We start from the raw sequence: 14,241 nt of genomic DNA, 5'->3' as shown, positions 1-14,241 counted from the left end.
GCTTTCTGCTACGATAATAGCAGAAGCGAATACACCATAGTTCAGCTGTCCCTAAATGTATTGAATTAAGAACTTCCTTAGAAAAAAGCATCAACACGGGGAGGGGAAAGGCATCAGCAACCTACTACTCCGTAACATCTAAATTACAGGGTACTTGTAGAACAAGTTCTGCAAGATGTATTGCTTCTCACGTATCAAAATCAAGAGTCAATTGAAAGCGTATGCATTAAAGACGCTTGAGGAGTGACGCTTTGTGTGTAGTAATCATAGCCGAATGATTGGCATATTTCTTGGCACATAGAACAGCAGACCAACAGCATAAATGGGAGGTGAGTAGCTAAGCATGTCAAATCCAATTCAATTGCACAAGCATGAATCGTTTGCATATCTAAAATTTACACATGTAAGGATCTCAGTTACTCTGTGTAATGAGTCCAGATCTCAAATGCGCAGCAAGGCCGAATCTAAGCCTGTTTATATTCAAGGCATTAAGAATGATGTTATTTCCGTATTAAGCGTTCTGGCGAGAGCTCCTCCGTGCAGTGGAATGAGTCAGAACAGGATACAGTTGGAAAAAGAGATCCTATTTTAAAATAACGGAGGTTGTATGATGTTTAGACGAATTAGTTTGACACACAAAAGCATCATGTCCATCTTGCTTGGAACAGTATTACTGGCATCCGCCATTGTATATCCGGACCCGGTGCCTGTACAGGCCGCCGTATTCGTTCATCCCGGATTGCTGAATACACAAACGTCGCTCGAAAGAATGAGAGATATTGCGAATGCTGATAGCTTCTCCGCTATGAATCAGGGCTATAGCAAGATGACGGAAGATAGGCATGCGAAAACTTCATACGCACAACAGGCATATGCCGTAGTGGATGCCGTTGCAGCGGGATCCAGTTCGTCGGAAATTCGTTTCCGCGACGATGCGCAAGCAGTGTATGCCATGGCCCTGGAATGGGTCAAGACGGGCAACAGCACTTATCTGAACAAAAGCAAGCAAATATTGAACGACTGGGCAAGCACATTTACACAAATGACTTCCACGTCTACTGTGCAGCCGGCTTTGGAGGCATCCTGGGCATTACCCATATGGGTGAATGCGGCAGAAATAATAAGACACTTCGGCAATGGTTCAGGAGGGTGGTCCTCCTCTGAAATTGCGGCTTTTGAAAGTTTCGTCCGCAAAGTCATGACTTATGTCGATGGGCCTTATTCAAACGTGCCCAACTGGAGAGCCTCCATAGCGTTGGCTCGCATGAGCGCCGGGGTGTTCCTCAATGACACAACGATTTATAATAGAGGACTGGGCAACATGGAAGATGAAATCAATATTATTGGCAGCGATGGAACTCCTCCGGAAAACACCCGTGATCTTCCACATAGCCAAGCCAATATTATTGCAACGGCGCAAGGGGCAGAAACTGCGTATAACCAAGGGGACAGTTCATTGTTCTTGCAAGGGGCGTCTTCAACGCAAATGCCGCTTCTGTGGCGGCAATCCGAATATTATGTCAAGGAACTGATGGGAACCGGAGGCGCAGTCAATTATTCAAGCGATGTTGCGACACTGAACAGATTTGGCGATCCGCCGTACGAGATCTTACTGTCTCGTTACAAGCATACATTTAATATGCCAATTCCCGATACCGAAAACTGGGTGCTTCAAGCTAATCGGCCGAACTATATGGGGGAATCTTATTTTATTAACTGGCTCACTGCAACGCATGCGGCAGTTCCCGCAAAAGTATTCGTCAACGTGAATTACACTGGGACCAGCGCGGAATTGCCGGCCGGCGCCTACACATTATCACAATTGCTTGCATTGGGTATTCCTAATGATTCCATTTCTTCGATCATGGTCTCACCAGGTTACAGACTTATTGGATACCAGAATTACGATTTCTCGGGCACTTCAAGTACATTCAATTCCGATGATGACTCCCTGGTCGATGATGGATACAATGATGAATGGAGTTCAATTAAAGTAGAAGTAATACCGCCAAGAGTATATACCGATGTAAACTATTCGGGGAATAGCATTGAACTGCCAATCGGTACCTATACGATGTCTCAGCTTATAGCACGTGGAATTGCAAACGATTCCATTTCTTCGCTGCGGGTGCCTTACGGCTTCCGAGTAACTGGATATGCCAATGACAACTTTACTGGAGATGTCATGGTATTTACCCAGAACGACTCAACTTTAGTGGATAATGGCTTTAACGACAAGCTAAGCTCAATTCGCGTCGAGCCCTTGTAATCTAAAGCTATTCTTTGGGAACTTGATTCTTTTAACCTATATCTATTCAAGAACTAATAGCTAAACAGATAGCGGTTTCATTCATATTAAATTCTAAGACTGCCGCTGTCCTTCTGAGGTGGATAATCTAGACCTATACCAAGAAACCTTTCCTTTGGACCGAATGGGTGAATAACCTGCCATTTTGCCAAGGAAAGGTTTATTTTTTCACGTTAAGTTTCTTCCTACACGTGAATGTTCTATTCGATGTTCATTCCATCGAGCCTTACAATAGTCGGAAGGCGTAACGCCTGCATACTGCTTGAACGCATGCGTAAAATATCTTCTCTCCTGATAGGAGAGCGACTCCGCAATATCCTGTATGGATCTCCCTTCAAGCAGCATAAGCTTGGCGCATTCCATCCGCTCGCACAGGATGAAACGCTGCACCGTACAGCGTTTCACCTTCTTGAACAGTGCAGCGAAATAGTTAGGGCTCAGATGGACATGTCTAGCGCAAAGCTCTACTGTTATTCTACGAGCAAGGTTCTCTTTGATGAAGCTGACAGATTGATCAATGATCCGCTCCGCATCAGACCGAGTCCCCATCTCTCGCATCAGTCAGCAAGCATTCTATACAGCAATACAGCCGCCTCTGCTCGTGTAGTGGTACGCAACGGCGCAAGTTGCTCGTTATAGCCCTGAATATAGCCCGAGCTTATCAAGGATGCAACCGCCGATTGCGCATAGTTCGCTAACTGATCTACATCCTTGTAGGCTTGCAAATCATTCATTTGACCACTCTCAAGACCTTTGTCCGCAAGCAGGAGGGCTCGATGAGCAAGGACCATCATCTCTTGTCTCGTTATCTCCTCCTCTGGAGCAAAGCGATTATCCCCTCTGCCGTTCACCAAACCGGCAGCTCTTGCAATGCCTAGCTCTTCATAATAATAATCTCCTGGCCGAACATCCGCGAATGGTTCCGATTCTTCAGCCTGAAGCTCCAGCGCTCTGACAAGCAGAAGAACGAAGTCAGCTCTTGTAATAGCCTCGCCAGGAGCAAAGGAGCTTGCCGTAACGCCATTAATGATTCCTTTCGAAGCCAACACTTCAATTTCCTTCTCTGCCCAAGCATACTTCCCGGTATCCAGAAAGGATTTCTGCACAAAGGCCACGGCGTATTGACTGAAGTGAGTCGTTGTGAATGACATTTCCTGCTTATCCGCATCATATTTGCCATTAGGGACAGGAATGGCTTCGCCTTGCTCATTTAGATACAATACGACAAGATGCTCATGCTCCACCAATTCTTGCGGACTCGGATCGAGCGGAAGCATGACCGTTACGGCAGCGTCCGGGTTCGTCCATGCAACCGGCTCCGCTCCCAGTTCCACATGCAATTCTATTACAGGCTTATCGCCAATCGACGTGAGAAGCTGCGATTCAATTACCGACTTATCTACCGCGTCAATAACGATGCTGACAAATGGTTGGCCGCCAATATCCATTCCCGCAAGCATGTGAGCAGGAATGACGACCGCCCCAATTGGAGTCTCCAGGCGAATTCTCTTATTCCATTCGTTTGAGCTGAGCCACTCCGCCGGTAATTGCTGAACATATTGCGCTGCTCCATCTACAGTCGATACCTTGACAATCGTCTCCAATATCCCTTTTGAATCCGGAGTCGCTTGCTCGAATGCTTCCTTCAGGATATCATCGGTCAATTTCGTTACAGCTCGACCATCCGTAAGCTCTGGTATGGACCTGATTGCGCCTTGAGAATACGTCAAGGAGGAAGAGCCTGGCGTATTGACCACAGGATTGGAAGGCGTGCCGGAGCCTCCATCCGGGTTCTCTCCAGATTCTGAATCCGAATCTGCAACCAACTTAAGCTTGCCTGTCAACGACTCTCCCATAGCTCCTTCTACATCAACGGAAAGCTTGATTGTCGGGCTCAACTGAATGACTTCGATCCTCGAATCCATACTCACGACGGATGCCGCCGACTTATCCAGTTGAAGCTCGATCGTCGTTTGCTTCTGCGTAGGATCCGATACCGAGAAGCTTAAGCTATTATCAGATGTTTCCTGAACCATAACGGATGCAGGATCATTGGATGTAATAAGGCCAGCCTTACCCGCCGTCCAGAAATTGGCCGCTGTGATGCCGAGGCTGCTCTCTTGCACAGCATGGACCTCGCTTGTCTGGCTTAGAATCGTCACATCCGGATGTTTGCTGTAATTCGCCGTTTGCTCCGAGGATTTGCCTGGCAGCAGAATATAGGCATAAGAGCCGTTAACCGGACTGTCGCCATGCTCGAAGGCCAAACTTACAAAGTTGCTGTTCACTTGAATGTCTGTTCCGTACTTGTGATTCAGCTCATAATAGGAACCGGTTCTCGCTTCTCTTATAGCTTTGATGTTCTGGTTGTCGGGGAATACATATCCGAATTCTGAGCCCTCCACATTGCCATCGAGATGCACCCATTCCGGATTGTCCAGCGTCTCCGACGATCCCAGCTCCGAGGACTTGACAACGCCGTCCACCATCCATTCATTGGAGCCGTCGTCCTTAATTTTTCGGTTGTCCACAATGGTCTCTACTTCGCCGTCATCCGTCGAAGCAATATCCGTTCCCATGGCAAAAACCTCGTCATCGAACATAAACCATGACTTCTTGCCGCTCAGTGAGCTGCCCGTAACCTTCGACATGGAGAATGCCATGCCAGACGCCCCGTACAAGTCCTCGATGGAAGAGCCGCCGACCCAGCTTTCGTCGTCCGCATAATTCCCCCATTCGACCGGTGTCACACCTTCGCCTGACCGATCCGTCGTCGTTCCGGGAAGCCGGAAGCTGTCCACAGCCGGCCAATAGCCATCGCCGTACTGTTCTTTGTCCGCATCGTACAAGTAGGTCATGCCCGCGCCGGTAAACCAACCTTTGATATTCTCGGTATTGCCGTACTCGAAAGCGCTCACTCGCTCAGAGAACAGGCTTAAGCCAAGCTTCCATCCCGCTCGTTCATGCAGCACTCTGTCCATATTGGCAAACTGCGTATACTTGATGCGCTCATCTCTTGGCACAATCTTTGGATCATTCATTAATTGATCGTATAAGCTTCGCTGATACACGGTCAATCCCGTTTCATAATCGTTTGTCTTGTCTTCAAGAAGCCAAGCCTTGATGATTTGCTTGAGTGGCAATGCCTTCTCCGGTGAAGCGCTTTCGGCCAACTGAAGAGCTGCGAGAATGAATCCCTTGGCATTACCCGCTCCTTCTGAAGAGCCTCTTCCATTCACCATCTGCATAAAACGTCCGTTAAAGATAAACGGGTCGAACACAGATTCGATGGAATCGTACACATTCTGAATTAACGGATCCGTCAATTCCCAAGGCGAATCATGGAACATATAGAGAAGCAGCTCCGCTTGGCTGATGTACGATTGCCCATATCCGCCGGTATACGCCACATTGGTATGTTGAATAATGGAGCCGTCAGCATACAAACCCTCGCCTTCGGTCACGTAACGATACTCGTTACCAACCGGCGCCAGCGCTTGCTCAATCTTCTCGCTCGAATCACCCACCAATCCGCGCAAAGCAACTGCATAGCTTTTGTTCAGTAAATTAGCGCCTGTCTCTCTAAAATCTGGATTAGTAAGAGAAACACGCTTTGTAGGATCAGGTAAGAAATGATCAATTGCACGAGCATAATTATTTAATTGCTCTTGAGATAGCTCATCATACATTAGAATCATTAATTCGCCAAAAGCTTGAGGAACGGCGATTTCCCATACGAACCAATTTCCTACAACAGGCTTATCTTCGTTGTAACGGTTCAGGTATAACCAATCGATCCCTCCGAGTATATCCTCACGCAAATCTGCATCCCCGTAAAGCGGGCTGCTTGGAACGGAGTATACGAACGCCATGTCCTTCAGTCTACCGAAGCTATATAGCGTCAAATAAGGATCCGATTCATCCGAGCGATCCTCCCACAAGTAGGTTCGATCCTCAGAGCGATCCAATTTATCCAGGAAGCCTGTGTTTTGATCGTTATGCATCAAAGCCATTTTCTGATCAACAACTTGTTTTACAATATCCGAGTCCGGGTCGACGCCGTCGGGGACTGTCACTTTTTTGAACATTCGCTCGCGCAACGACGTAAATGACTGCATATCTGCCTCCGGTATAACGCTTACACTTGTTTCTGCCGTCAAATCGCCATCTTCAGATACGGCCTGGATCAGCGTCCTCCCTTCGGCAATGCCGTGTACAACTCCGTCCGTTACAGTCGCAACAGCAGAGTCTGAGCTGGTCCAAACAAAGCTATGCTCCGGTGCTTCCGGATAAACAAGAGGCGTAACCGTCAAATCCTGACCTGGACTTATCGATACCGACCCTTGATCCATTCGAACAGTCTGCAGATCGGAAATATTCCGGAGTGAGACATCGTCCATCCACACCGTTCCCGTCCCTGTCTCGAACATCAGCTCAACCCTTAGCGTATCGGTATCTGAAGGAACAACGACAGATAGCTCATTATACGTCCAGTCCATCGTTCCGCTATATAAGTAAGCTCTAGGACCGTCCGCCACCTTCGTCGATCCATTGTAATAATAAGTTCTGAGTAAAACACCTGTATCAGATACGATATTCTCTTTCTTAATCCAAAATCCGAGCGTATATTGTTGTCCTGCTTCAACCGCGACTCCGCCATTAATCGATACATTGGTTCTGGCAACGATCGGCTGATCGATTTTCAGCGCTTTATTACCACTGTGATATTCATCTTCACTAACCGACACAATGCCCCCGGCAGTCGCGAACCATACACCCCAGCCGGCAGGCGCCGTATTGTTCAACCAATCCGTATCTTCCACCGTATTCTCAAAACCGGGGTTGGGTATCACTCCGACCTCCGAAGAGGCTACTACATTAACTGTACATTCATCATACAGTACGCCGTCCGTTGTCGACACTTTGATGATAGCGCTTCCTTCACTCTTGGCCGTAAGCGTGCCATTCTGATCAACCTCAACAATACCAGAATCGCTGGAACTCCATACTACCGTCGTATCGACCGCCTCTGCAGGCGTAAAGGCTACATCCAAGGTATACTGCTCGTCTACAGCGAGCTCCAGAGAGGTGGTGTTGAGCTCCACGTCGGTAAGAAGCACATCAGAAGGTGTGAGAGAAACATCATCCACCCATACCGTTCCCGTCCCTGTCTCGAACATAATTTCAACCCTTAGTACATCGGCATCTGTTGGAACATCGATGGACAACTCCTTGTTGGTCCAGTCGATCGTTCCCTTCAAATACACTCTTGGACCATCCGCCAACTTCGTCGATCCCTGATAATAATAGGTTCTAAATATAACCCCGCTGGCCGATACAATATTATCTGTCTTAAACCAAGCGCCGAGCGTATATTCTTTCCCACCTTCAACAGCTACGCCGCCATTAATCGATACATTGGTTCTAGCTTCAACCGGATGATCGATCTTCAGCGCTTTATTACCGCTGTGATATACATTTTCGCTAACCGACAAGATTCCTCCGGGAGTTGGCATCCATTCGCCCCAATTGGATGGAGCCGTATTGTTCAGCCATTTGTCGTTTGTCACCGTACTCTCAAAGCCGGGGTTAGGTATGAGATTATTTGACCCTTCCGTATCAGCCGCATTAGCAACAGGACCTATCCTAGCCAGACTGCTTACCAGTAAGGCAAAGATTAACAACAGACTTATCCGCTTCATCATCATTAACACTCTCCTTATTCCTTAATGGCTCCAATCATGACTCCCTTGACGAAGTACCTTTGCAAGAAAGGATACAAGAATAAAATAGGTATAGTAGAAATGATAATTGTTGCATACTTTACCGTTTCCCCAATAGGCATCTTATCCCCCGAGGACACACCGGTCAGCATATTCTCCGTATCATTCGTAATTAGGATTTCCCTTAAAATTAATTGCATAGGATACAAGTCTCTGGATTGCAAATAAATCAGAGCAGAAAACCAGGAATTCCAATGGAAAACGCCATAAAACAACACCATCACTGCAACAACCGGCAGCGATAACGGCAGAATAATCCGGAACAGGATAGTCCAATCATTCGCTCCGTCGATGCGCGCGGATTCCTCCAGACTGACCGGTACCGTTTGAAAAGAGGTTCGCATAATAATCAAATTAAAGGCACTCACCGCAGTTGGGATAATTAGCGCCCATCGTGTATTGATCATACCCAAGTTGTCGATTAAGATGTACACCGGAATCAAGCCGCCCTCGAAAAACATCGTGAATACAATCATAAACATAACGGCGTTTTTCCACATCAAATTCCGTCGAGAAAGCGCATAAGCTCCGAGTGAAGTCATAAAGATATTAAACACGGTTCCCACCACGACATAAAACATTGTGTTAATATAGGCTGTTTTGATATTCGGATTGTGGAATACCAAGCGATAGGCCTCCAACGTAAAGTCTTTTGGATATAAGAACAGACCCCTATTCTGCATCACTTCCATTGGACTGCTGAAGGAGGCGAACAGGACATAGAGCAATGGATACAACGTACCCAGGGCAATTATAATCATTAATGCCGTATTGGAAACATCGAATACACGCTCACTGATTGATTTCTGATTCAACATATCATGTCACCTCCCCTACCATAATTTACCTTCTCCTGTTCTTCTGGCAAGGCCATTCGCGAGAAAGAGCAGAATAAAGCTGATAATTGCGTTAAACAAACCAACAGCTGCGCTATAACTATAGTTTGCCTCAAGGATCCCTTTTCGGTACACATAGGTCTGGATTACATCCGAGGTCTCATACGTTATAGGGTTGTACATCAACAAGATTTTCTCCATCCCCACATTCATGAACTTCCCAATAAACAAAACCAATAGAATAGTGACAGTAGGCAGAATACCCGGAAAGGTAATATGCATGGATTGCTTCCAGCGTCCCGCCCCATCCATTCTGGCAGCTTCATAAAGCGACGGATCAATCGAGCTGATGGCCGCAAGGAATATAATCGAGCTCCAGCCAATATTCTGCCAAATATCCGAGCCTACATATAGTGTGCGAAACCATCCAGCCTCATTCAAAAACGCAATAGGCTCCATTCCGAATATTCCGTTCAGTAAATCATTCACAAAACCGTCTCTGGCCAAAAAATCGAACATGATTCCAACAATGACAACCAGGGATACAAAATGCGGCATGTACGTAATCGTTTGAATAGCCTGCTTAAATCTCGTATTCCTGATCTCATTGAGGAGCAAGGCAAGAACGATTCCTGCCGGAAAGAAGAATAGCAAACTGTAGAAGCTGAGTATCAATGTATTCTTCAATATTCTCCAAAAATAGAAGCTGTCGAAAAAATCCTTAAAATGAACAAAGCCAACCCAGGCGCTGCCAAGAAACCCTTTGGCAGGGGAGTAATTCTTAAAGGCAATTTGCAGCCCGTACATCGGGCCATAATGAAAGATAAGATAATAGAGCACCACCGGGAGCAACATGAGATAAACATGCTTGTTCAGCTTTAAATCACGTTTGGCCCTGGTGAAAAATCCCATTGGCCGGCGAAGGCCGGCAGATGTCTCTTCGCGAGTTAACTTTGTGTATGTTTGTGCCATCTTCCAAAACTCCTATCCTACAGTTTCATACGGCTATGAGAAATAGCATGCCGGGAACGAGTCCCGGCAGCTATAATCGCCCTAAAACCTTATCTGTTGTTATAGCGGTCAAGAGCCGCTTGTTGTATGGCAATCGCTTCTTCAATCTTGAATTTTTTCAGATTCGCAACGAAATCATCAAATTTCTCAATCTTCTCAGCGCCCATAATAAACTTCGTGATCATTTCCTCGGCATAGGTGTTTACATCGTTCATAATGTTGCCAAACTTTTGACTTTCCTCCGCAGTCAAGGTAACAGGAGGCATTTGAATTTCGTTTTTCGCTTGACTCCAGGTTTCCAGTGCTTCTGACTGAGCGTCCAGATTGTAATATTGTTCAATGTAACGACGATCCTGAACAAATGGTCCGTAGGAAATGGATCGAGCGTACTCCGCCAAAGCCTGAGCCATTGGCAAACCATCGGCATTTTTAGTGATTTGATCTGTGAATGTCGGATAACCGTCTACCATTTCATAGCTCTCGCCTTCGATTCCGAAATTGAAGAGCATATGACCCTCTTCGCTATAGCCCTGATCCAGCCACTTTACAATGGCTTCCGGATTCTTCGCATTGCCCGAGATTGCCGCTCCGGTTCCGTTGAAGATTTTATCCATTTGTCCCAGTGCCGGAGTATCCCCTTTATTCAAGGTCGGGTTTAGAATACCCACGAGATTGAAGTCAGGATTGGTTTCCGTCATAAGTCCGGTGTATTTGCCAATTCCACCTCCATTGTAAGCATACAAGGCTCCTAATTGATTGCCCGTCATTCTCGCATCGATTAGTTTGCTGTCGTTGGCTGCGAAATCCGGATCAATTAATCCTTCCTCATACCATCTTTGCATAGTCGTTAGGAACTCCTTATATTCAGGCTGGATTTCCCCATACCTCACTTCACCGTCTACCTGATAGAATCGGGAAGCGATTCCCCATGCTCCTATCAACGCATTGGTGCCCTCGCTTCTCACTTCACTCAAGCGCAGAGTGAACGGAATCTCATCCTTCTCTCCATTTCCGTTCGGATCCTGATCTCTAAAGGCGATGAAGGTGTTCTCCCATTCCTCGATTGTTGTAGGCACTTCGAGATTTAACTTATCCAGCCAATCCTTCCGAATAGTCGGCCCATAGAATACTGTCAAAATTTTATCACCGCGCAGAAATGGGAAAGCGTAAATGCTGCCTTCATCCGTCTTGATCAAATTCTCCATTTCAGGATTCTCATCCAGGTACTTCCTCAAATTAGGAGCATATTCCTCAATAAGCTCATTCAATCGAATAATAGTGCCTTCGTCGATCGCGTTCTGAGGGCCTCTAGGTACATTGAGCCAGTTCGTTTCCACCACATCAGGCAAATTGCCGGATGCGATCATAATATTCAATTGCTCCGTCTGCTGATTTCCATCCTCACTCGGGTGTGTAAACTCCACCTTCGTTCCCGTAAGCTCCTGCAGCTTCTGATAGACGCCAACCTCGCTTAAGCTCGACTTTGTAGAGGATGCCGTTCCAAGCGGCACCCAATACTTCAGTTGATCCGGAAAGCCCACTTCTTCTGTTTTGTTGTCCACTTGCGTTTCGTTGCCGTCAGTGCTGCCCGTTGAAGCCTGCGGCTCGTTGCCCCCTTGATTGTTTGAACAGCCTGCAGCCAGCGATGTGGCTAACAGGATGCTTAGCAGCATGCCCATCTTTTGACGTTTCGTTGTCCATTGTTTCATGGCTGGATCATTGCCTCCCTTGTTTTTTTCGTTCTTGACCGGTTCTTGTCCGATCTATTCTTACGATAACCGGGTAATGCCCATTCGAGAAGAATCCGCTTTCTTGATTTGCTGTCCGCCTTTCAGAAATTCGCACTATCATTTTTCTATATACGTTAACTCTTATTGTGTTTTCAGCCCTATTTCTCTGCATTGGCGCGATATTGGCCCGGTGTGACACCCTCCACTTTCTTGAATAATCGGATCAATCCAATATTGCTGGAGTATCCCACATGACCGGCAATTTCCACAATCGTCATAGACGTTTCCGCCAATAATCGCTTGGCCTCCTTCACGCGAACCTTTGCGATATAGTCGGTTATATTCTCGCCGCTGTAATTTTTGAAGAAGGTGGACAGGTAGGAGGCATTCAGCTCAAAGTGGTTGGCCATCAACGCCAGGCTAAGCATGCTGTCGCCGAAATGCCGATCGATATATTCCGTAACGCTCCGATAGAGCTGCTCGCTGTGATCGGTCCGCTCCTCTTTAATCGCTTCGCAAAACTTCATGAAATATCCCTGAATCTTCTTATACATTTCCTCCGCCGTTTTGCTTTCCGCAATTTGTTTGATCGGATCATGACCATCGTTCACCAGAAGATTCTTCTCGATATTCAATGACGCCGGCAGCTTCAGCAATGTGCTCAGCATATCCGAGAATAAGCAACGCCCTAGCTCAGGCGTCATGCCGTCAGCATGAAAGTTCACATCGTAGATTTGCTGCAGCAGCCGTTTCACCTGATTAAAGTCCCCATTGCGAGTATAGTTCATCAATTGAGTCTCGATTTCAATCGGATAGTGATACATCCCTGGATTCAGAGCTTGCACTTCTTCATAGTTCAGCACCGAACTCGGCCCCTGTAGCAATTTATAATCCATAGCGATCACCGCTTCGCTATACACTTCTTTAATATGCTCAATACCGTGATGGACCGTGCTATAGGCAACCGTAATCTTGGTTCTGAATCGTTCTTGCATAATCGCAATGAGCTTCAGGGCGAAGGCTTGACAGTTGCCTTTCTCAGTCGCAACATCCGCTATATTCAACAGCGTCACCGTCCGATTCCGTTCCATCTCTATGGTATACGCATGCGATTCGAGCAGTTCATGGATAACATTCGTCAGCACGAAGCGGATTAATGCGCGCTCGCGTTCATTCTCCTCTTTGATAAATTGACTGCAATCATCAATATCCACCATGACCACTGAGAAATAGGGATGCGGTAGCGACAGTCCCATAAATTCCAGATCTACCTCTTTCACTGCGCCAGCATCCACATAACCTCGGATCAATCGGGATAAATAATCTGCTTGTATGACGGGGAGTTGACGCGATATGGTCGTTTCCAGTTTTTTTTCTCTATTAAATAGCGTAGATACCGTTTCATTAATAATTTGGAATTCATTTTTCTGGAAATCCCTTCGATTCGACTTGTCTTTCAGAACAAACTGAACCAGATTTCGTATAGGCATGTAATTACGGTAAGCCATAAGGTAACATACGACGCCTCCGAGAACGAAGCAGATAGCAACCGCGATGATCGCCAAGGTTTTCGTGTTCTTCACCTGTGACAGCACCACCGATTCGAGCATGACCGATACATACGTCCAGCCATTCTGGTCTGATGTCGTATAAGTCACCCTCAGATCTTCTCCCCGGTCGTTCGTCAGAGCCACGGACCCGCTCCCCTTCCACGCCTGAGCCTCGCTCATGGCTTGCAGCGCATCCCGGTAGAAGGGGTTCCCTTCATCATCGGAGGTATGCATTAATACCTTCCTGTTTTGATCGAGAATATAAACGACGCCGTCCTGCATGCCGTCAATGTTGGCCAACAGCTGCTTAATTTTCTCCTCATCAACAAGGATTACTAAATTGCCCAGCACATTATTCGACTCGCCTGAGGGCAGCGACTGCATGAAGGTGAGCATGTTGTGATGCCAATTCCCGCTGATGACATCCTCTGCCGGAAAAACAGCCCGATGATGATTGCTCTGAAGAAATTGGGACATATACTGCTCGTAGCTGTATTGGCTATACGTATAATAATGATCAAAGAAGAGCCTGGAATTCGTTTTCGTAGTGGGCGACAGAATAACGTCGGATTTGGCAAAATAGATATAATAATCATCAATGAATGTGTTAAGCGTATTGAATCGCTGCAATTCCTTCATGAAATTGATATAGGGATACGACTCCGTCGGACTATCGTATCTCTCCTGATTTAATAGCCACGGAAGCTTGGCATGTATAGATATTTGCGAGGTCAGGCTCTCCACTTCCTGCATTCGGCTGTCTATTATTCTCCTGGCTTGTTCAAGCATGGCCGCATTAGCCTGATCTGCGTTGCCTACCATGATATCATCCACCTTGGAATACAGCGCAGCTCCAATTACAATAGGCAGTATGAGGATAATCATGTATGAGACAAACAGGGTGACGAATACGCTTGTCCTGCGCTTTGATTCGAAGACATTTATTTTTTTCAAGTGATCCAAACCGAATCCCCCCCTTGTTATCTACCTGTGACTCTTCATTAGCTCAACATCATTCGACAT

General features: G+C 46.6%; 7 protein-coding genes. 1 reads left to right on the top strand and 6 read right to left on the bottom strand.

The window, feature by feature from the left end; all coding sequences use genetic code 11:
• Window positions 1-607 precede the first annotated feature (607 nt).
• Window positions 608-2,269, top strand: coding sequence for a beta/gamma crystallin-related protein (locus HFP08_RS12130; protein ID WP_206109235.1), 1,662 nt, complete (start codon window positions 608-610; stop codon window positions 2,267-2,269).
• A gap of 207 nt (window positions 2,270-2,476) precedes the next feature.
• On the opposite strand, the gene HFP08_RS29695 is transcribed toward HFP08_RS12130, so the two are convergent.
• From HFP08_RS29695 to HFP08_RS12100, 6 genes are all read right to left on the bottom strand, one after another.
• Complete coding sequence (locus HFP08_RS29695; protein ID WP_481856566.1) at window positions 2,477-2,857, bottom strand: helix-turn-helix transcriptional regulator; 381 nt, start codon at window positions 2,855-2,857, stop codon at window positions 2,477-2,479.
• Between the two features lie 8 nt (window positions 2,858-2,865).
• On the bottom strand, window positions 2,866-8,016 hold the full coding sequence (locus HFP08_RS12120) for a polysaccharide lyase family 8 super-sandwich domain-containing protein (protein ID WP_206109234.1): 5,151 nt from the start codon (window positions 8,014-8,016) through the stop codon (window positions 2,866-2,868).
• A gap of 11 nt (window positions 8,017-8,027) precedes the next feature.
• Window positions 8,028-8,909: a carbohydrate ABC transporter permease gene (locus tag HFP08_RS12115; RefSeq protein WP_168120857.1), complete on the bottom strand. Its 882-nt coding sequence runs from the start codon at window positions 8,907-8,909 to the stop codon at window positions 8,028-8,030.
• Window positions 8,910-8,924: 15 nt separating this feature from the next.
• The gene (locus HFP08_RS12110; RefSeq protein ID WP_168120939.1) at window positions 8,925-9,839 is read right to left on the bottom strand and encodes an ABC transporter permease; all 915 of its coding nucleotides are present in this window, start codon (window positions 9,837-9,839) and stop codon (window positions 8,925-8,927) included.
• A gap of 149 nt (window positions 9,840-9,988) precedes the next feature.
• A complete protein-coding gene (locus tag HFP08_RS12105) occupies window positions 9,989-11,647 on the bottom strand; it encodes an extracellular solute-binding protein (protein ID WP_168120856.1) in 1,659 nt (552 codons plus the stop codon).
• 179 nt (window positions 11,648-11,826) lie between these two features.
• Window positions 11,827-14,181, bottom strand: coding sequence for an AraC family transcriptional regulator (locus HFP08_RS12100; RefSeq protein WP_168120855.1), 2,355 nt, complete (start codon window positions 14,179-14,181; stop codon window positions 11,827-11,829).
• Between the last annotated feature and the right edge of the window lie 60 nt (window positions 14,182-14,241).

This window comes from Paenibacillus sp. HB172176 (genome assembly GCF_011947265.1).
Lineage (GTDB): Bacteria > Bacillota > Bacilli > Paenibacillales > Paenibacillaceae > Pristimantibacillus.
This window is presented reverse-complemented; position numbering and strand designations above follow the sequence as displayed.